The organism is Halovalidus salilacus (assembly GCF_031852275.1).
Taxonomy (GTDB): Archaea; Halobacteriota; Halobacteria; order Halobacteriales; family Natrialbaceae; genus Halovalidus; species Halovalidus salilacus.
This window is the reverse complement of record NZ_CP134700.1, coordinates 3,321,537-3,341,541: the sequence shown is the minus strand read 5'-3', so window position 1 is coordinate 3,341,541 and position 20,005 is coordinate 3,321,537. Positions and strand designations below refer to the sequence as shown.

At 60.0% G+C, this 20,005-nt stretch carries 19 protein-coding genes and 1 tRNA gene; 14 read left to right on the top strand and 6 right to left on the bottom strand.

Features of this window, described 5'->3' with window-relative positions:
* Positions 1 to 524 precede the first annotated feature (524 nt).
* Genes RJT68_RS16495 through RJT68_RS16480 form a run of 4 tightly spaced genes read left to right on the top strand, consistent with a single transcriptional unit; the run spans position 525 to position 2,838 of the window.
* Positions 525 to 1,064, top strand: a complete 540-nt coding sequence (locus tag RJT68_RS16495) for a helix-turn-helix domain-containing protein (RefSeq protein WP_407037624.1) — start codon at positions 525 to 527, stop codon at positions 1,062 to 1,064.
* Entirely contained in the window at positions 1,057 to 1,458 is a 402-nt protein-coding gene (locus RJT68_RS16490; protein WP_407037623.1) for a hypothetical protein, read from the top strand. Before RJT68_RS16495 ends, RJT68_RS16490 begins: the two co-directional genes overlap by 8 nt.
* The gene (locus tag RJT68_RS16485) at positions 1,448 to 1,852 is read left to right on the top strand and encodes a hypothetical protein (protein ID WP_407037622.1); all 405 of its coding nucleotides are present in this window, start codon (positions 1,448 to 1,450) and stop codon (positions 1,850 to 1,852) included. Before RJT68_RS16490 ends, RJT68_RS16485 begins: the two co-directional genes overlap by 11 nt.
* Positions 1,849 to 2,838 carry an AAA-associated domain-containing protein gene (locus RJT68_RS16480; protein ID WP_407037621.1) on the top strand — a complete coding sequence of 330 codons (990 nt, stop codon included), beginning with the start codon at positions 1,849 to 1,851 and terminating at the stop codon, positions 2,836 to 2,838. Before RJT68_RS16485 ends, RJT68_RS16480 begins: the two co-directional genes overlap by 4 nt.
* A 1-nt stretch (position 2,839) precedes the next feature.
* Here RJT68_RS16480 and RJT68_RS16475 read toward each other — a convergent pair whose 3' ends face one another.
* The 5 genes from RJT68_RS16475 to RJT68_RS16455 all read right to left on the bottom strand — a co-directional run bounded on the left by RJT68_RS16475 (position 2,840) and on the right by RJT68_RS16455 (position 9,708).
* On the bottom strand, positions 2,840 to 4,615 hold the full coding sequence (locus RJT68_RS16475; protein ID WP_407037620.1) for a helicase HerA domain-containing protein: 1,776 nt from the start codon (positions 4,613 to 4,615) through the stop codon (positions 2,840 to 2,842).
* 60 nt (positions 4,616 to 4,675) lie between these two features.
* Positions 4,676 to 5,620 carry a hypothetical protein gene (locus tag RJT68_RS16470; RefSeq protein WP_407037619.1) on the bottom strand — a complete coding sequence of 315 codons (945 nt, stop codon included), beginning with the start codon at positions 5,618 to 5,620 and terminating at the stop codon, positions 4,676 to 4,678.
* Positions 5,621 to 5,623: 3 nt separating this feature from the next.
* Positions 5,624 to 6,043, bottom strand: a complete 420-nt coding sequence (locus RJT68_RS16465) for a hypothetical protein (RefSeq protein WP_407037618.1) — start codon at positions 6,041 to 6,043, stop codon at positions 5,624 to 5,626.
* 515 nt (positions 6,044 to 6,558) lie between these two features.
* A protein-coding gene (locus RJT68_RS16460; RefSeq protein WP_407037419.1) for an IS630 family transposase occupies positions 6,559 to 7,559 on the bottom strand; the annotation gives its coding sequence in 2 pieces (ribosomal slippage) (positions 6,559 to 7,067 and positions 7,067 to 7,559; 1,002 coding nt in all).
* A gap of 1,129 nt (positions 7,560 to 8,688) precedes the next feature.
* Positions 8,689 to 9,708 carry a deoxyhypusine synthase gene (locus RJT68_RS16455; RefSeq protein ID WP_407037617.1) on the bottom strand — a complete coding sequence of 340 codons (1,020 nt, stop codon included), beginning with the start codon at positions 9,706 to 9,708 and terminating at the stop codon, positions 8,689 to 8,691.
* Between the two features lie 212 nt (positions 9,709 to 9,920).
* Here RJT68_RS16455 and citZ point away from each other — a divergent pair, with 212 nt between their 5' ends.
* From citZ to RJT68_RS16415, 8 genes are all read left to right on the top strand, one after another.
* Positions 9,921 to 11,069, top strand: a complete 1,149-nt coding sequence (gene citZ / locus RJT68_RS16450) for a citrate synthase (RefSeq protein ID WP_407037616.1) — start codon at positions 9,921 to 9,923, stop codon at positions 11,067 to 11,069.
* Between the two features lie 138 nt (positions 11,070 to 11,207).
* The gene (locus RJT68_RS16445; RefSeq protein WP_407037615.1) at positions 11,208 to 11,669 is read left to right on the top strand and encodes a gamma-glutamylcyclotransferase family protein; all 462 of its coding nucleotides are present in this window, start codon (positions 11,208 to 11,210) and stop codon (positions 11,667 to 11,669) included.
* 262 nt (positions 11,670 to 11,931) lie between these two features.
* Positions 11,932 to 13,143 (top strand): threonine ammonia-lyase, encoded by a 1,212-nt coding sequence (gene ilvA, locus RJT68_RS16440; RefSeq protein WP_407037614.1) that lies wholly within the window; start codon positions 11,932 to 11,934, stop codon positions 13,141 to 13,143.
* Between the two features lie 81 nt (positions 13,144 to 13,224).
* Entirely contained in the window at positions 13,225 to 13,617 is a 393-nt protein-coding gene (locus RJT68_RS16435) for a Rid family detoxifying hydrolase (protein ID WP_407037613.1), read from the top strand.
* On the top strand, positions 13,614 to 13,865 hold the full coding sequence (locus RJT68_RS16430; protein WP_407037612.1) for a hypothetical protein: 252 nt from the start codon (positions 13,614 to 13,616) through the stop codon (positions 13,863 to 13,865). The genes RJT68_RS16435 and RJT68_RS16430 overlap by 4 nt, the downstream gene beginning before the upstream one ends.
* An 89-nt stretch (positions 13,866 to 13,954) precedes the next feature.
* Positions 13,955 to 14,036 (top strand) — tRNA-Ser (locus RJT68_RS16425).
* A gap of 275 nt (positions 14,037 to 14,311) precedes the next feature.
* The gene (locus RJT68_RS16420; protein WP_407037611.1) at positions 14,312 to 14,689 is read left to right on the top strand and encodes a putative zinc-binding protein; all 378 of its coding nucleotides are present in this window, start codon (positions 14,312 to 14,314) and stop codon (positions 14,687 to 14,689) included.
* A 441-nt stretch (positions 14,690 to 15,130) separates the two neighbouring features.
* Positions 15,131 to 15,892, top strand: coding sequence for an SOS response-associated peptidase (locus tag RJT68_RS16415; protein WP_407037610.1), 762 nt, complete (start codon positions 15,131 to 15,133; stop codon positions 15,890 to 15,892).
* A 46-nt stretch (positions 15,893 to 15,938) separates the two neighbouring features.
* On the opposite strand, the gene RJT68_RS16410 is transcribed toward RJT68_RS16415, so the two are convergent.
* Complete coding sequence (locus tag RJT68_RS16410) at positions 15,939 to 17,576, bottom strand: ABC transporter permease (protein ID WP_407037609.1); 1,638 nt, start codon at positions 17,574 to 17,576, stop codon at positions 15,939 to 15,941.
* 235 nt (positions 17,577 to 17,811) lie between these two features.
* Here RJT68_RS16410 and RJT68_RS16405 point away from each other — a divergent pair, with 235 nt between their 5' ends.
* Both RJT68_RS16405 and RJT68_RS16400 read left to right on the top strand, forming a co-directional pair.
* Entirely contained in the window at positions 17,812 to 18,351 is a 540-nt protein-coding gene (locus tag RJT68_RS16405) for a gluconate 2-dehydrogenase subunit 3 family protein (RefSeq protein WP_407037608.1), read from the top strand.
* A complete protein-coding gene (locus tag RJT68_RS16400) occupies positions 18,348 to 19,988 on the top strand; it encodes a GMC family oxidoreductase (RefSeq protein WP_407037607.1) in 1,641 nt (546 codons plus the stop codon). Before RJT68_RS16405 ends, RJT68_RS16400 begins: the two co-directional genes overlap by 4 nt.
* Positions 19,989 to 20,005: the final 17 nt, after the last annotated feature.

Below are 20,005 nucleotides of genomic sequence, written 5' to 3'. Positions count from 1 at the left end.
TGATGGCGGTCTCGGTGGAGGAGGCGGTACCGGCGGCGACGATGATAACGATGATGATGGCGATGATGTGCCGGATACACCGGACGAAGATCGCGGATTGTCTCGCTCCTCAATCTTACTGTTGTCTTTAGCAGGTTTAGTGATAGGGATCTGGATCCTAGTATTACGGATATAGAACCGTGTGCGGGAGGCTTTGGAGACGGTGCAATATTGTTTTGAGGAGGAGTTGGATATGGAACTGTGCTCAGAATGATTGACGGTGTATCACCCATAGAGGGAGATGAGCCGTCACCCTTAGACGACTAAGCCAGCGAGCTTACAGGCTGATCGGGGATCTGTTTAGAAGAAATTTCTCCGTTTAATATCCCGACCCAGATGGAAGGAACGATTGTGCCACCGGTAGTTATTTATTCTAATTCTCCTAGACGCACCTATGCCAACGATGAAGGTCGCGGAGTAATTGAACAAGCGATCCACTGGGAAACGCGTTCACATTTAAAGTATGAGCATGATTTTTCGCTTTGGTGGCTTGGAAATTCTCTATTGCTCTGGAATGCTGGAATCATTTATATACCGTGCCTGTGCCAACATCATTCTATTCGTTCCTGATGGCAAGGACACCAAGAATTATATACCTGGGGTACAATGGTGGAGGTGTAGAGATGTCCGAGAACCAGCAAACCCTCGAGAATCTGCTTGTAGATGAGCAGGAGATCAGTGAAGAGATTCTGCATGATCTCCTAAGTGAATACATCAGAATCGGCCAACAAAGTGGCGACCTTATCCCACAGCAGCCCTTCCGTGATCTCACGGCAAAAGAAAAGGTCGTTGTCGTGCTTCTCTCTCAACGAGCACGAAATGAACTCGACATGGTTGAAACTGAATGGATGACTCCAACAGAAATCAGCGAACAAAGCGGAGTCAAGAAGGGGACAATCTATCCAACAGTCCGAGAGCTCAATAACGAAGGAGAAGTCGAAGACGACGATGGGAGCTACCGGATTCCAGCACACAGTCTAGATCAGGTACGCGAGTACCTCGAAGGGGGTGAAGACGATGAGTAATGAAGTTGAAGAGCTTCAGACACAGATAACTCAGCTAGAAGAGCGAGTCATCGAACTAGAACAACGGCTCAATGGCGATGAAGAACCCGAAGCAACCGAAGGGATCCGTGAATTCGTAGAATCGTTCAACCCTTCCAGCCACACAGAACGAGCACTTAGCGTAGCATATTATCTCGAATCGTACCGTGGCAAAGAGACGTTCGATGTTGCTGATATCGAAGAAGGATATCGTGAGTGCCGCGTAAAACCGGCTAGCAATATGAGTGACGTGCTCGGTCGGATGGAAGGCCGAGACTGGCTACTTCGGGATGGAACGGACGGACAAACCCAGCTGTGGCGGCTTACAGCTACCGCTCTAAAAACTGTCGAGGAGGAGATCAACAATGGCGCTTAAAGATAAAATACAAGATCAGATGGTCACCGATCATGAGACCATATTAGAATCGGAATTCGATCGAGTAGAGAAACTCTTCCGCCTCCACGAGGATGGTACAATCAATTTGGAAGGTCAATATCGCAGTCTCGATACAAAATCCCAAATGCTGATATATTTCATCGGTCAGCGATTCGCTTACGAAGGAGAGTTAGCGGAAGAGGATACTCTCACTTCCTCATTCTTTTACGATCGTATCGACAAGAGTGATCGAACTATTCGGAACTACCTTCAGGACTTACGGGAGGAAGGCTACATTAAGAAGGAAGGACAGAGCGAACATTGTTTGATCGCAGAAAACCTTCCCAATGCGCTGGATCAAATTGAGGAGAGTGTAGGAGGTGGCAATGCATGACCGGGCGGCTATACAAACCGCCGAGTCATACGGTAGAGGTTCTGGGAGAAGCTACTAGCGGTGCTTCGACAGTCGAGGATCTCGCTGATAGTCTAGGCTGCGTCACTAGGACGGCGTCGAATAAGGTCCATGATCCAGCTATCCTGGGCCTAATTGAGCGTGAGGACAATGAGCTCTCGGTGTCGGAGGACGCACGAAGAGTCGTACAACTCAAAGACACCTCACCACTGGAAAACGCATTCCGAGAGCTTCCAGGTGTACCTCAACTTCTGGACCGGATTGAGGATGAGACCATGGGAGTAGAGGAAATTGGTCGACTGGTTAGTTTTGAAACAGGTTCAAACGCTGCGGCTGATAGCACATTCCAGAACTACGGTAGAGTATATGGCGAGTGGATTGATTATCTCGAACTAGGCACCTATTCAAACGGAGTTGTAGCAGCTGAGGAGATCGACGAAGTTTCGGAGACTACCGAACCTTTGGAGAATCCACGAGGACCTAACAATCCGCGAGTGCCGCCGGAGAAGGTTTTCGAGATACTGCCTTTGATCAGCCGAGTTGACTCACGAGAAGGGGTTCTTGAGCGATCTGCATACTCAGACCGATATGCAGCCAAAATCCTCACAACCTGCTACGGGTTGGGAATTGCAGAGTCAAAGCGTAACGGTCCTCAACTAACCGAACGCGGTAAAGAGCTACAGCAAGCAAGCGTAGGAAACCGCAAGCGCATTCTCCGAGATGCTCTCTTAGAAATCCCTCTCGTCCAGGCCTATTGTGAGCGGATTCCGGAGAGCGGATTCGAGAGATACGAGGTTATGGAAGAAGTATCAGAACGCTATCTGAAAGGATGGAGCGAATCGACAATTAGGACTCGCGCAAAAAGACTCCATCCATGGCTAGTATTCACCGATCTTGTTGAGGAACAGGATTCAGGACATCTAGAACGTACGGATGCTCTCGAAACGAACGAGCTAGCTGCTCCGTAGCTTATATACTACTCATCAGTTCCTGCGATGTTGCACGACGTTGAGCAGCAGCTCGAATCTCCTCTAACTCGTCAATATTGAGATCAACTTGGGTCACTCGACCATCTTTGGATTTTGTGACAATGTCTTGCTCATAGAGCGCATTGACAGCAGAGGCTACGTGCCCTGTAGAGCTAATACCGAGTTCATCAGCGATTTCATCGTATGTGACAGGCTCATTTTCAGCCATAACCGCTGTAATAACTCCTTCTACGTATCGTGGTGACGAAGCTTCTCTCTTAGCATCAGCTATTGCATCTTGGACTACTTCGTCTTCTAAGAATCTCTGATACACTGCTATTTCAGTATCTGTATCCGGTTCCGGCTCCGTATTTTGGTTCCCTCGAAGTTCACCCACTGTCTCTTGAAGTTTTTCAATGCGCTTACGAAGACGGTCAGCTTCATCATGTCGAGGATCAAGACCAAGAGCTTCGCCCATCCTGATATATGCCTCTGCCACCTCATCGATATTCTTGTTAAAACTATCCAAACGGTTTGCTCGTTCAGCTGCTTGCTCTAACTCTCCAACTCGGCTACGCAGTTCATCATTCTTATTGCGTAGCTGTTGGTTTTCTTGTCGGAGCGTCCGTATCTCCTCGTTTTTCTCTTCTCGAATTTCTTCAACGGTATCCTCTAGATCCCGGGTAGAGTTGCTACTGGAGTCACTTTGTGCGAGTGCATCGGTAAATCGTTGCGCAAGTTCACTCACATCGCGAGCCTTCTCTAATTCCTCTTCAAGTTCGTCAATCCTCCCCTCCCGTTCCTCGAGTTTCGAACGGAGTCGCTCAATTTCGTTCTCTTCCGTCTGTTGCTGTTCGGAAATGGTTTCAAGTTCAGAGACAATATCATCACTAACCGATTTCAGATCAGGACGCTCAATTTCTTCAAGTCCTGGAGTCGCCCCAGCGTCAAAGGTGTGTTTCCGGCGAAATTGAATACGTCGAATCTGATCGTCCCAGTCAGTAAGTATAAACGCATCACCATCATCTAACTCCTGAACAGCGTCTGCATACTCTGACCCAAGAACGCGGCGAACGACCTTGGTATCATTGTCCCAAGTGAGCCGATGCCAAATGTGCCAGTCGCACTGTGTAATAAAATCCTTCTTGATGTCAGCTGGGCGTTGAGAAATCCCACAGAGCCCGAGACCATGTTTTCGTCCCCGTTTAGCGATCTTGATCAACATCTGACCTACGTCATCAAGTCCAGATTCAGGAATATACTCGTGGGCTTCCTCAACCAACATCAAGAAGGGCTTTTTGAGCTTTTTCTCCTTAGCGAAAAGGTAGCGACCTACTTCCTTGATAAGTTCTTTCTGCTCTTCTTCGTGGAGATAACCAGAGACATCAAGAATAACAGGGATATTTTGCTCAAGAGTTAGCTCAGCTATTTTCTCGGCATGTTCTGGTCCTACAGCCAAATCACATTCTTCATCCGCACCAAGATGAAGGATTTCATATTCTTCTTTTAGTCCGAAGTATTCTCCATCAACATCAACAATGAGAACAGGGTAACCCTCGTCAAGCAATTCTTCTATAATAACGCTTGCACTGTTACTCTTCCCGCTTCCAGATTTCCCTAATACCACTCCTCTACCAGTCAAAACTTCTACAACTAGGAGAGAATCACCAGCGTCGTTGATCTTGATAGTATCGCGGGAGCTTCTAGTCGCGCTCCTGTGTTCGGCCTTATTAGACATAGGCCAGTCTCTATCTACGGCTAGTTCTTCAAAACACATAAATTTATCTCCTTATTGTCATATTTGTGCTACTTAAAAGCGATTTCACTGAAACCGCTCTTACTCTTCGTCTGCTTCCGATCTAGTACCCATGAACGTGTCTAAAGAACTGTCAGAAGAGTCCGCCTCTGATTCATTATCTGGATTGCTGTTCTTTTCTTGGTCAGAAGGATCTAGGTTCTCTTCAGAACCATCTACATCTATCTCTGTAGATTCATCATTGTCTGTTGATTCATTGTTTATGTTTGACTCAGAAACATCGATGTCCAGAGCGAGACCTCGACGAACAGCAACAATCAACTCTTCAACCTCAGATGGGTCCTCGCTACCAGATAATTCTAAGCTGATCTTGAAGGGATTACTAGATTGCACTTCGGGTATTAGACTATCAACTGCTTTGGACCGGGTTTGAGACCCAGCATCTTCTTGACGAGGCTGAGGATCTGGTTGGTCTGGTTCGTTTTCGACTATCGGGTTGATCAGTTCCTCAAATTCTTCATCGAGTTCAAGCCTAGTTTCGTTTCCACCTCTACCAACAATATATTCGCCTAGTCCGGCCGCCGCCAACGTTTGAAGGAAAGTTGTTGCAGCTGATCCCAACGTTTTTTCGCTGGCTTCTAGACCGACTGCTGTCCGAAATACTTTTAGAACATCACTTTTTGTTATAGAATCGTTCTCCGACACATCATTTGACGCTAATTCTTTAAGAACAATGTTATACAGCTGATATTCTTGCAGTCCACTCTGGAATTGATCTACAAGGTCTGCTGGATTATCCTGATTATAGCTAGCTTCTATTCCACGCGAGGTGGCAGAAATACCGTCTTCTGATTCTTCTAAAAACCCCAGCCCTATTCCATATCGAATGTTATCGCTTACCAGAGTACGACCTTGATCTATTGCGTCATAGAGTTCTTCTCGGGAGTGTTCTCCTTCTCGAAGAAATTCACACAACTCGAGAAGGTGTTCGTCAGATGCGTCTTTTGGAGTACTATCAAAATTCATAGATCATGAATCGGTATTTTCCAGGAATTCTACGGCTCTCTTGATGTTGTGAACGGGGATGAGGTATCCATCTTGTTCATCCTCATTTGTGACGAAGTCGAGATCCTTGGCAGCATGTCGGATTGTGCTGCCATCTACGCCAATAAAGTCTGCAAAGTAGCTTGAACCAGCACCTACACTTTCATCGTCCTTGAGATCGCCTAATGCTGAGAGTGCGCGCCGATACAGGAGTACTGCGGTGAATTTTCTCTTCGAATTCAGAGTTTCGAACTCTTCGTAGAATCGGGGGTTTCCAGTATCGCGATCGATTGCTACGATGTCAGTAAGTGCGTCACGGATTCGTTCTTCGTCTATAGCATCAGCGTCAACATATAGGTCCTCAAGCGGACTCGCTTCATCGTCGATTTTGTCGTCTGAGCTCATATGTAGCCCTGGATGTTGCACTGTATTGAAATTTCCCCTCTCAAATTGGGTTTGAGGGATGCTATTATTGTGACAAAAGCGTGGCCGTTTTTGATGACGCTGCCACCGATAGAATGGTAGCAGCGGGCCTGACAGTACTCATAGGGGTCGTCATTGCCAGGTGCCGAGTCTGGCTCAGTTTAGTACTTCATCATCGGCCATGGGGAGTTAAGGTTTCCAGAGGAAAACGGTTACCGTTTGCCTGGATGCTGGACAAGCGACATAGAGGATACATTTTAGCTGAGAACCGAATGAAGATTTCAGCTGTTATTGCTAAGCGCGTTTCTGGTGTTAGTGATGCCTCCTATGTCAACAGAGGGCTCATCACCGGACTAAAAATGGGGTTTTGAGCCCGATTATTACTCCCATATATGGGGGTAAAAAACCGTCAGAAGAGTTTATTGACCGTCATTCTCCAAGAGAAGCGGAATTCTTCCGATAGATGTCAATAGCGACAGTATACGCTATAGTATGACCTAGAAATAATTACTCACTTTTGGTATAGAGAGTTGGTCAAGAGCCGTATCAATCGCCGTTGTGAGATCGTCGAGTGACTCAAAGAAGCGGTTGCTGAGAGCGGCTTGGAGTTGTCTCCAGCACTCCTCGACAGGATTTAGCTCTGGCGAGTATGCCGGTAACGTGACGAAGGCGAGGTCGTCACGGGCCGCTAGGTCCGTGACGGCCGATGCCTGAAAATACGGCGCTCCATCCAGCACAATGAGCAAATCATCTTCGAACTCTTGGCATAATGCAAGAATGAAATGTTTCGCGTGTTCGGCGGTTACGTACTCTTCGAATCGAGCGAAAAAGCGATCACCGTCTTCGGTGATCGCGCCCAAGAGACACGTCCAGTCACGTTGACCGGATAATTCGACGGATGGCCGCGTGCCGCGGGGAAACCACGCGGCACGCGGCTCGACCTGCACGGATTTCTTGGTTTGATCGATACAGACTACGGTGGCGTCCAGCTCCCGCCGCTTTTTTTGAACTCTTTGCGGAACGTTTCTTGCTCGTCAGCATCGGATTCAGCGGCTGTACGGCGTGGTTTTTGATAGCTCAATCCCGCTTCTTTGAGCAACCGCCGGCAACTCGGGAGCGAGTACTCGACATCGTAGGTTTCGGCAAGATACTGCTGGACGAGCGCCGGCGTCCACGCCGGCGCGTCGAGCCCAACTTCCTCAGGAGATCCGTGGACAGTTGCTTCGAACTGTTCTTGCTCTGTTTCCGAGAGTTTTCGCTTTCTCCCAGATCGATGAGCATCAGTAACGGCCTGCTCAAGCGACTCGTCGGTGTCGAGCCGCTTGAGCCAATTATAGATCGTTTTCCGTTCAACTCCGTACCACTTGGCAAGTTCACTCTGTGGAACGCCGTTTTTGTAGGCAATCGCGGCTAACAGCCGTTGTGCCGGTTTCTTTCCGTCTACGTTGTCGAGTGCGTTCTGAAGATCCTCAACGGAGATCTCGTCAAGATGTTCCATTACAATGGCTTACAATCTCTGCGTAAATAGTTCTAATGACTACTATAGCTTCGCACTCATAGGGCTCGTCACCGCCGGATGCCGAGTCCGGCTCGGAGCGGATCGCTCGTCATCGGCCACCTCGAGTGTAACCACGCCCGGCCAAAGACCCTTTCTCTCCCGCCGGAACCGTTTCCACCACCAGGTAATCGGATTACCGTCGATCCGCACATTCACTGATCACCTCGAGTCGTGACGTCCAATCGACGACTGGAGATCGAATTCGAAACGCTCGACCGATGAGGAGGATTTGCCCGAAGAAGCTATCGTCTCGGACGACTTTTTGATATCGGTGTACAACTCGTGAAACGCTACGAAGAACGGTACGAATGTCGCGAGTGCGAGCGACCGGTGTATCCGGTCTCGTTCCGGGCGAGCTGTCCGACCTGCGGCGGCGGGCTTCGCATTCGCTCGACGTACTGAGCCGATCGCTCGAGACGAGACCGCCGCTCGGACGGTCGGACTCCGACTCGAGTCCGCTTGTTCTCCGCTCGCAAATCGTCCGCACGCGCATCCTGGATGGTCCGCAGATCCGATCTGCACTACGTTCGTTCAGTTGGCACGGATCCTGAGGGTCGTCAACGCGCTCGAGTAACTGGACGAACCGACTCGAGATCGGGGGAACTAGCGACCGCGTCGAACGGACCCCGTCGAGACGATTGCCGCGTTACATCCGTCGATGAGGTTTCGAAGTGCGGTCGTGTTTCGGTAGGAGAACGTCAGCGGTGCCGACTCGACGGTCGATCGTTCGCTGTCGGCGAGCGTCGTCGGCGTTCGGTCGGCGGGTCGTTCGGTCGTCGGTTCGGTTCGCGGCTGGAAGTTTCGTGTGCTCATGTCGGTCGGGTGTGGCGCAGGGAATCGGCGGGCGATACGGTTCGTCGGAGGAGGAGATCACGATACGACGCGTACGACCGACATCTGTACCACCCCGTACACGCCCATCCGTTATAAACGTTCGTGATATACCAACACCGGCTGCGGATGGGGGTGAAAATAAGGTGCACGGGAGGCGTTACCGCGGATCGCACTCGAGGGACGAACCGACGATCGGTCGCCTGATTCGGTCGTCCAGTTCGGTTACCGATCGCGGCTAGTCGTCTCCGTTCTCGAGGCGCTCCCGCGCCGCGGCCACCACGAGCGGGAGGGTGATCGTCGCGTCGGCGTAGACGGAGACGTTCTGGGCGTCCTTCTCGAGTTTGCCCCACGAGCGGGCCTCGTCGAGGCTGGCTCCCGAGAGGCCGCCGGTCGCCTTCGGGTCCATGGTGAGCTGGACGGCGTAGTCGTACGCGCGCGGGGTGACGAGCATCGTCTGGAGGGTGAAGTTCTTGGGGACGCCGCCGCCGACGAGGAACGCGCCGGCCTCGTCGGCCTCGAAAGCGCGGTCGGTTAGCGGCGTCATGTCCGCGAGCGCGTCGAGGGAGAAGGCGGTCGTCTGGGAGTACATCCACGCCTGGAGCCCGAAGACGGAGTCCTGGACGGCCGGACAGTAGATCGGGACGTCCGACTCGTAGGCCGCGGCGGCGATGCCCGGGTCCTCTTCGACGTCGTCGCGCTCGTTGACTTCGGCGTTCGCCCGACCGAGTTCCTCGGTCAGGCGCTGGATCGAAACCGGGCCGTCCGCTTCGCACTCGGCCTCGAGAACCGGGAAGACCTCCTCGCGCAGGTGCGACTCGAACGTGGCGAAGTACTCCTGGGGGAGGTAGACGTTGTAGATCCGGTCGACGCCCTCGTCGCGGAGGGTCTCGTCGTGCTCGCGCTCGGTCTTGCCCTCGACGTGGGCCTGGCCGTGGTGGTGCTTGCCGCCGATGGCCTCGATGGCGTCGTGGGTGAGGTTCGCCCCCGTCGTGACGAGGACGTCGACGTAGCCGTCCCGAATCAGGTCGGAGACGATCCGCCGCATCCCCGCGGGAACCATCGCGCCCGCGAGGCTGAAAAAGAGGGTGACGTCGTCGTCGAACATCGCCGTCGTGACCTCGACGGCCTCGTGGAGCGCCGTCGCGCCGATACCCGCGTGGGCGTACTCCTCGGCGAGGTCGGCGACGGTCATCCCGCTTCGGACCGTCGCGTGCCCGAGCGGATCGTGCGAGAAGGTCTCGCGTTCGTCGGTCATGCTCTCGAGTGGGCGGGCCAGCGGTTTGAACCACGCGGTCTTCGGTTCGAGTACGCCGGCCCCGTTCGTCACCGCCCCGCGCTCGGCGACGGCCCTCGACCGAAGTCGCTCGGGGCATCAGATCAACGAGACGCCCCCGAATTGACTAGCACGGACCACGTTCCCGGGCCGCAAACGACAATACTTTTCCATTGTGGTCCGAAACGTCGACCATGGCTGACGACCTCAATAAAGGGCTCGAGGGTGTGTTGGTCGCGGAATCCGAACTCAGCTCGATCGACGGTGACGAAGGTCGGCTGATTTACCGCGGCTACGCCATCGAAGACCTCGCGCGCGGTGCGAGCTACGAAGAAGTCGTGTACCTCCTGTGGCACGGCCACCTCCCGACCGAGGAGGAACTCGCGGAGTTCGCCGACGCGATGGCCGCCGAGCGCGAGGTCGACGCCGACCTGCTCGAGACGCTCGGTCAGCTCGCGGCCGCCGACGCGAAGCCGATGGACGCGCTTCGGACGGCCGCGTCGATGCTCTCCGCGTACGAACCCGAGGACGACGCCGACCCCGCGGATCTCGAGGCCTCCCTTCGGAAAGGTCGTCGGATCACCGCGAAGATCCCGACGATCCTCGCGGCGTACGAGCGGTTCCGTCAGGGGGAAGAGCCCATCGATCCCGACCCCGACCTGGGACTTGCCGCGAACTTCCTCTACATGCTCACCGGCGAGAAGCCGGACGACGTCGCCGCGGAGACGTTCGACCAGGCGCTCATCTTACACGCCGACCACGGCCTGAACGCCTCGACGTTCACCGCGATGGTCATCGGCTCGACGATGGCCGACATCTACTCGGCCGTCACCGGCGGCATCGGCGCGCTCTCCGGCCCCCTCCACGGCGGCGCCAACCAGGACGTCATGGAGGTCCTGTTCGAGATCGACGAGAGCGGCAAGGACCCCCTCGAGTGGGTCGAACAGGCCACGGAGGAGGGCCGGCGCATCCCCGGCTTCGGTCACCGCGTCTACAACGTCAAGGACCCCCGCGCGAAGATCCTCCAGGAGCGCAGCGAGGAGCTCGCCGAAACGGGCGATCCGAAGTGGTACGTGATCACGACCACCATCGAGGAGTACCTCACCGACGAGAAGGGCCTCGTCGAGAAGGGCATCGCCCCCAACGTCGACTTCTACTCCGGCTCCGTCTACTACCAGCTCGGCATCCCGATCGACATGTACACGCCCATCTTCGCGATGAGCCGCGTCGGCGGCTGGGTCGCCCACGTTCTCGAGTACCAGGAGGAAAACCGCCTCATCCGACCGCGCGGTCGGTACGTCGGTCCCGAGGATCAGGAGTTCGTCCCGCTCGAGGAGCGGTAACCAGGAGTCGCGTCGTCGACGATCGTCTCGATTTTTGCGAATTCGGCTCCGAACGCGTGAGTGTCGGTCTCGCTTCCGGTCGGACATGCTCACGGTGTCGTCCCCGCGTTACTTCGACGCGGCCGTCGAACGAGTCCCATGGACGAAACGGTCTTCGTCTACGGAACGCTGACCGACCCCGACCGCGTCGAGGCCGCTTTCGCGAACGATTCCCGGACTGAACCGGCGTACGAGTTCCGCGGCCGGGCCGTCCTCGAGGGGATGCACCGGCTCGAGGGCCGGTATCCGACGCTGGCACCGGGCGGCAGCGTCGAGGGGCGACTCCTCGCGGTCGACGAACGGGGGCTCGAAATACTCGATCGCTACGAGGGCGTCGACCGGGGACTGTACGTTCGGATTTCGATTCCCCGCGCCGACGGCGAGGAACCGGTCTGGACGTACGTCGGCGAGCCGAAACGCCTCGGGATCGATGACCCCGCGGGAGGGCCCGAGGGCGATCCGGATTCTCCGTCCGGATCGGACGCCGAATCGACACCGTTCGCCGAACGCGTTCGGAAGTTTCGTTCGCGGTCCGCGGTCGTGATCCGACCCCTCGAATGACGCTCGTCTGCCGACCGTCAGACGGGCGGTCTCCCCCGCTTCAGTCTTGCGATTTCACTTCCGCCGAGCAGGGATGAGTTTTATATACCCGGGGTGCCCCTGTACACTCGCACGTCACACGCCGTGCATTCCCTGTATTCCCTGTCGCGCCGTCGCCTGCGACGGCCCTGCTCGCTGGATCGGTTCGCGGAGACAGTCTGTCTCGATCCCGGCCCGGTCCACCGACAGTAATCCTTACAACTCGCGCCGAGTAGACGGCAGTATGCTTACGCTCTCCGATATTCTCGAGGCGCGACCGCGGGTGCGCGAGACGTCGCGCCACACGCCGCTCGAGCACTCGCACACGTACTCGGCGATGACCGGGGCCGACGTCCGCCTCAAACTCGAGACCTTCCAGCGGACGGGGGCGTTCAAGATCCGCGGGGCGACGAACCGGATCGCGACGCTCTCGGAGGCGGAGAAGGAGGCGGGCGTCGTCACCGCCAGCGCGGGCAACCACGCCCAGGGGGTCGCCCTCGCCGCGACGCGCGTCGGCGTCGACTCGAAGATCGTCATGCCCGAGTACGCCCCCATCTCGAAGGTGAAGGCCACCCGGAACTACGGCGCCGAGGTCGTCCTCTCGGGAGCCGACTACGCCGAGGCGGCCGAGCGGGCCCACGAGATCGAACGCGAGGAGAACCGGACGTACGTCCACGCCTTCGACGACGAAGCCGTGATGGCGGGCCAGGGGACCATCGGCCTCGAGATTCTCGAGGACTGCCCCGAGGTCGAAACCGTCGTCGTCCCGATCGGCGGGGGAGGCCTTATCTCGGGGATCGCGACGGCGATCAAGGAGACAAAACCCGACGCGCGGGTGATCGGCGTCCAAGCAGAGGGCGCCTCGAGCGCCGCGGCCGCCCTCGAGAAGGGCGAGGTCGTCACGATCGACGGCGTGGACACGGTCGCCGACGGGATCGCCACCCGGAGCGTCGGCGAGCGGACGTTCGAGCACGTCGACCGGTACGTCGACGAGGTGGTCACCGTCTCGGACTCGGAGATCGCGACCGCCATCGTCCTCCTCCTCGAGCGCTCGAAGACGGTGGTCGAGGGCGCCGGCGCCGTCCCGCTCGCCGCGCTGCTGTCCGACGCGTTCGCGTACGACGAGGACGAGACGATCGTCCCGGTCCTCTCCGGGGGGAACATCGACCTCAACACGCTGACGAACGTGATCGTCCGCGGACTCGTCGAGACCGGGCGCTACCTGAAGATCCGGACCGTGCTCGAGGACCGTCCCGGGGCGCTCGACGACCTGCTCGACACCTTCTCGAAGCACCGGGCGAACATCTACGCCATCCACCACGACCGCACCTCCCGGGACGTCGGCATGAGCGACACCGAGGTCGAGATCGAACTCGAGATGCGCGGTCACGACCACGTCGAGGCGTTTCTCGCGGACCTCCGATCGGAGGGGTACGAGGTCGACGTGCTCGTTTGACGTAGTTCGATCGGAATTGCGGCCTCCGCCGGCGTCCCGATTTCCGGGACGTTTACGGTCCGCCGGAGTGACGATCGTGACATGAAGCGCACCGTCAGCACCGACGAGGCCCCGGCGGCCGTCGGGGCGTACAGTCAGGCGACGACCGACGGCGACCTGCTCTTTACGGCCGGCCAGATCCCGCTCACGCCCGACGGAGACCTGCTCGACGACGAACCGATCGACGTCCAGACCGAGCGCGCCCTCGACAACCTCGCGGCGATCCTCGAGGCCGAGGGCGCGGGTCTCGAGGACGTCCTGAAGGTGACGGTCTTCCTCGCCGACATCGACGACTTCGAGGCGATGAACGGGGCCTACGCGGAATACTTCGACGACGAGCCCCCGGCCCGGAGCGCCGTCCAGGCCGGCGCGCTCCCCAAGGGCGTCGGCGTCGAGATCGAAGCGGTGGCGAGCCTCGAGTCCGCCGACGAATGAGCGCGTCCGTCGATCGGGACGGGACCGGAACCCTCACGCCGCGGCACAAATCGGCGCTCCTGTGGGGCGCCGTCGGCTCGCTGTCGTTCCTGGTGTCGATTCAGGGGTACGCGCTCCTGCTCGAGCCGCTGGTCTCGCTCCCGCGGGCGTTCCTCGTTGCGCTCCTCGTGGGGATCGGCGCGGCGCTCGTCGCCTACGCGCTCGAGCACCGGATCGCGGCGCGGGCGGCCGCTCGAGTCGAAGAGTGAGTCGGCCCGACGAGTTCCGGCAAAGTCGCGGACTCGGGCGGGACGCCCTTCGAAATAGTTAAACGACGGACCCGGTTACCAACGAGTGAGCCAGGATGGCCGAACGGTAAGGCGCACGCCTGGAAAGCGTGTTCCCTTTCGGGATTCAGGGTTCAAATCCCTGTCCTGGCGTTCTTTCGAGTGCCAAACCGACGAGTGCCGCGTAGCGGCGGGAGTCGATCGAACTTGGAAGAACCCGAGAAACGGGATTTGAAGCCCTGGAAGTCGCAGCCCGGAACGGCGGAGCGGAGCGAGGCCGCACGCCCGGAACGTCTTCCTACGGGTTCAAATCCCTGTCCTGGCGTTTTCGCGATTCCACGCACCGTGAGCGCGCGGAGCGTCGACTCGCCGTCGCGCACATGTGCGGGAATACGTTCTACCGGTCGGGATTCGCGTTAGCTACCGGTATGACGGATCCGTACGCGGACCTGCCGCTGGTGTACTCCTGTTCGGGCTGCTCGAGCGCGGCCCAGCTGGCCAACGACGTCGCCGTCTCGCTCGACCGCGAGGAGGTGGCCGAGATGTCCTGCATCGCGGGCGTCGGCGGGGGCGTCGCGCCGCTGGTCGCCACGGCGACGTCCGGGCGACCGATCGTCGCCATCGACGGCTGCCCGCTCGAGTGCACCCGCCACTGCCTCGAGAAGCACGACGTCTCTCCGGACCTCCACTACGTGCTCTCGGAGGAGGGGGTGCGAAAGGAGTACCACGCGGACTACGACGAGGAGCAGGCCGAGACGATCCGCCGAGAGGTCGCCGCGGCGGTCGAGGACCTCGAGGCAACGTGAGCGCAGTGAGTCGGCGGCGTCGCTCGTCGGGGAGAAACCGGGTAGGGGTATCGGTGGCCCGTCGGGGGGCCGTCCGACGGGGCGTAGAGGGCGCGGGGGCGGGAGCGGGAGCGACCGCTCAGCGCCGGATCTCGGCGGGTGAGTCGGTCGCAATCCAGCGGTCGGCGTCGTCGGGGTCTCGGAGCTCGAGCAACCCGTTTCGACACACCAGCAGTTCGCATCTGTCGTCCATGCTGACCCCGTTCGTGGGTCCCGCGCGCTCCGGTATGGTAACGAGGCGCCTACCGTGCGATCGCGGGCGGTAATACGATCCTAACTCGCTCGATGAGAGCTCGAGCGGGCGCCGGACGGGCACGACCGTCCCGATCCCGAAGTACGGCCCCGTCCGACGTGGACGTGGACAGGGCTTTGTCGGACGCGGTCGTCCGTACGCGTAGGATCATGTGCGGTCGCTACACGCTGTTCGTCGAGCGGGAGGACCTCGAGGAGCGCTTCGGCGCCCGGTTCGCCGATCCGGAATCGTACGAGCCGCGGTACAATATGGCGCCGAGCCAGCGGCTACCGGTCGTCACGAACGACGAACCGGAGACGATTCGCCGCCTCGAGTGGGGGCTCGTCCCCGCCTGGGCCGACGACGGCTTCGAGGGGCTGATCAACGCCAGGGCGGAGACGCTCGCGGAGAAGCCGAGCTTTCGGGACGCCTACGAGGGCGGGGGGCGCTCTCCGGAGCGAAGCGACGAAGTGCTGGAGCCGCCTTCGGCGGGTCGGTGTCTCGTCCTCGCGAACGGGTTCTACGAGTGGGTAGAGGGGGACGACGGGGAGAAGCGACCTTACCGCGTCGCCTTCGAGGACGACCGTCCGTTCGCGATGGCGGGGCTGTGGAGCCGCCGGGTGCCAGAGACGACTCAGGCCGGCCTCGAGGCGTTCGGCGGCGGCGTCGACGCGAAAGAGGACGGGGGCGGCGACCGGGAGACGTTCGCCATCGTTACGACCGAGCCGAACGACCTCGTGGCGGACCTCCACCACCGGATGGCGGCGATCCTGCCGTCGAAGGCGGAGTGGCGGTGGCTGACCGCCGACGATCCGCGGGACCTCGAGGGGTTGCTCGAGCCGCACCCTGCCGGCGAGATGCGGGCGTACCCGGTGTCGACGGCGGTGAACAGTCCGGCGAACGACGATCCGTCTCTCGTCGCACCGATCTAGCGTCGCATCGTCCGTAACCGACGTTCGATCGTCGTCCGAGTACGGCTCACAGCCCCTCCCTGTTACCCATCGAGAGGAGGATAACCATGGAGAGCCCCGAGACGACGAGGAGGATGATCGAGGGGATGACGGCGTACTGGAAGTAGGCCTGCTCCTGGGCCTGCCAGATGATGGTCACGATCGTATCGAAGCCGGTCGGACGCAGGATGAGCGTCACGGGGAGCTCCTTCATCGTCGTCAGGAAGACGAGGGCGGCGCCGGCGACGATCCCCGGAGAGACCAGCGGGAGGGTGATGCGCCTGAACGCCCGGAACGGCGGGGTTCCGAGGGTGCGGGCGGCTTCGACGAGCGTCGGATCTACCTGGAGCGTGCTCGTCCGGATCGAGCCCACCGCCTGGGGCATGAACCTGACGACGTAGGCGAACACGAGCAAGGGGGTCGTCTTGTAGATCGCCGGCAAAAGTGCGTCATCGCCGGCGAACCCGTCGTACGCCGTCGCGAAGAAAACCAGCGCCAGCGCGAGGGCGATCCCCGGGACAGCGAAGCCGACGTAGGTCGCCCGTTCGAAGATCCACGACTGGGTCGAGTCGCTCCTGGCCGCGAAGTAGGCCACGGGCAGCGCCGCCAGCACGGCGACGAGCGCGGCTGCGCCGGCGACCTTCAACGAGTTCGTCGCGTACTCGAGTTCGAACGCGAGTTCGGGCCGGGCCGTCGGGTCGGCGTTGACGAGCCAGAGGCAGAATATCCAGATCGGAACGACGAGAGCGAGAGCCGACACGGCCGCCGGTAGCAGCGTCGCCGGCCAGCGCCACCGCCCCAGGGAGACGGGGGGGTCACCCGACCCACCGTCGCCGACCCGATCGCTGTGGACCGCGTCGTTCGACCGGACGTGCGACTCGAGTGCGAGCACGACGACGACGATTCCGAGCAACTGCAGCGAGAGCAGCGCCGCGTACTCGACGTTGAACGCCTGCATCTCGACGTATATCTGTCGGGTGAACACCGACAGCCGCATGATCGCCGGGGTACCGAAGTCGGAGATGGCGTAGAGGGCGGCCAGCAGCGCGCCGGCGGCGATCGCTGGGCGGACCTGCGGGAGGGTGACGTTCCGGAACGCGCTCCAGCGCCCGTGGTTGAGCGTCCGCGCGGCCTCGATGAGGGTCGTGTCGAACGAGAGCAACGCCGCCCGGGTCGTCAGGTAGACGTACGGGTAGGTGTAGAGGGTGATGACCATGATCGTCCCCGGGAGGCCGTAGATTTCCGGGACGCGTTCGATCCCCAGGGGTGCGAGGATCGAAACGAACTCGCCGCGGGGGCCGAACGCCGAAACGAACGCGAACGCGCCGATGTAACTCGGAATCACCAGCGGAAGGGCGACGACGACGGACCAGAAACGCCGAAACGGCACGTCCGTCTGAACGGTGAGCCACGCCAGCGGAACGCCGATGAGAATCGATAGCCCCGTAACGCCCGCGGTCAACAGGAGACTGTTGATGACGACCTCGATCGTCAGGGGACGGGCGAGCAGCCCCCACGCCCGAACCGGCTCGACGGTCGCCGCCTCGTAGACGAGCCACGTGAGCGGAAAGATCATCGCCGCGGCGATCGCACCTGCCACGAGCGTCAGTCCGAGCGGCTGTTCGTCGAACGTCGTGCGCCGTGCGCGTCGAAAGATCGATTTCATCGGTGGTTTTCGTTCTGGTTCGAGTTCGGTCCGATCGCCCGGGTTCGATTCGACCCCCTGTGGTGACGACCGTGATGGCCGTGCCCCGGCGAAATCGGCCGGTCGAGCCCTTCTGCGACGAAGCCGATCGACACGCCCCGCGAAGGTGTGGACGATGCGACCGTCGTCGACTCGGTTCTTACTCCGACCGTCTCGTTCCAACGAGTATAAGGTTTAGGTTTGCCTAATCCCCCTCATGGAGCTGACGAGGCGGGACGCGGTCGCCGCGTTGGCCGCGCTCGGTACCAGCGGGGCGACCATCGCGGGCGTCCACCACCACGCATCGTCGGGGACCGACGCGGACGGTGACGGTAGCGATTCCGACCCGGCGCTCGAGACGTTGCTCGCAGCCGCCGAGGTCGTTTACCCATCGGAACTCGAGGGCGTCGAGGAGTTCGTCGAGACGTTCCTCGAGGGCCGACGCGACTCGGAGGCCCACGCGGCCGGGCTCGAGGACGCGGTCGAGGAACTGGATCGGTACGCGAACGTTTACCACGACGCACCGTTCGCCGAACTCTCCCCGGCTGACCGCGACGACACGCTGCGGCGGGCGTCCGTGGCGACCGTCCCGGAACGACCCGACGGGACCGCGCCGGAGCGGATTCGATACTACGTGGTGAACGAGTTGTTGTTGGCGCTGTACACCTCGCCAACCGGCGGCGAACTGGTCGGCATCGAGAACCCGCAGGGGTACCCCGGCGGGCTCGAGACGTACCAACGGGGGTCGGAGTCGTGAGCGAGCGGCGACCGCCAGCGGAGAGCGCCGCGCCGCGGGAGGGGGCCGCGGATCGGACGCCGGTCGAGGACGCCGACGTCTGCGTGATCGGGGCCGGACCCGCGGGCGGCCTGGTCGCCGACCGGCTCGCGACCGAGGGATACGAGGTCGTGATCCTCGAGGCGGGTCCGCGGTTCTCGTTCGAAGACCGCCTGGCCCGTCAGGAGCGGGCGGTCCGGCCAGCGTACGACCGCCCGGAGGTCTGGGACGGCGATCCCGAGCGGGACGCCCACTCCGCGACAGGCGAGTGGTTCTACCCGCTCAACCACACCCGCGTCAAGGGCGTCGGGGGGACGACGCTCCACTGGCAGGGGATGGTGATGCGCCTCCACGAGGACGACTTCAATTCGGAGAGCGAGCGCGGCGTCGGCGTCGACTGGCCCATCGACTACGAGGACCTCCGTCCCTACTACGCTGAGGCGGAGCGGGAACTCGGCGTGGCCGGCGCCGACGACAACCCCTTCGGACCACCGCGGGAGGAACCCCACCCGCTGCCCGCCTTCAAACCGTCGTACAGCGACTCGTTGTTCGCCGAGGCGTGCGACGAACTGGAAATCGCGATGCACTCGGTGCCGAACGCCCGCAACTCCGAGGCGTACGACGATCGAAGCGCCTGCGTCGCCTACGGCACCTGCCAGCCGGTCTGTCCCTCCGGCGCGAAGTACGACGCGACGGTCCACGTCGAGCGCGCGGAGGAGAAGGGCGCGACAGTGATCGACCGCGCTCCCGTCCAGCGCCTCGAGCACGACGCCGACGGGGACCTCCTCGAGGCCGCCGTGTACGCGACGCCCGACGGCGAGGAGCACCGCCAGACGGCCGACGCCTTCGTGATCGCCTGCGGCGGCGTCGAAACCCCCCGCCTGCTGTTGCTCTCAGAGTCCGACCGTCACCCCGACGGGCTGGCGAACTCGAGCGGCCTCGTGGGAAAATTCTTCATGGACCACCTCTTCGCCGGCACGGACGGCGTGCTCGACGAACCCACCCGCCAGAACCACGTCGGGTTTCTCACCAGCGAGTCCCACCAGTTCTACGACGAGGCCGACGAGGAGATCGCGCCCCTGAAACTCGAGTTCTTCAACTACGCCGGCCCCTCCCCCGTCGGGATGGCCCTCGAGGAGACCGTCTGGGGCGACGAATTGCTCGAGCGACTCCGCTCCTCGTACGGGCATCACGTCGGCATGGGCGCGCTGGTCGAGCAACTCCCGCGCCAGGATAGCTACGTCGCGCTCGACCCGTCCGAGACGGACGACCACGGTAACCCCGTCCCGGACGTCCACTGGAACGTCGACGACCGCGCGTTGCGGACCCTCGAGCGCGCGAACGAACTCCAGGAGCGTATCCTGACGGCACTCGGCGCCGAAATCACGGGCCAGGTCGGTCCCGATAACACGGGCCCCGCCTACCACCACATGGGGACGACCCGGATGGGCGACGACCCCGACGAGAGCGTCGTCACCCCTCGCCTTCGTACGCACGACCTCGAGAACTGCTGGATCGCCTCGAGTTCGGTGTTCCCGACCGCCGGCGCCATGAACCCGACCCTGACTATCGCGGCCCTGTCGTTGAAGGCCGCCGAACACGTTCTCGAGTCGATCTGACCGCCGCGATCTTTTAG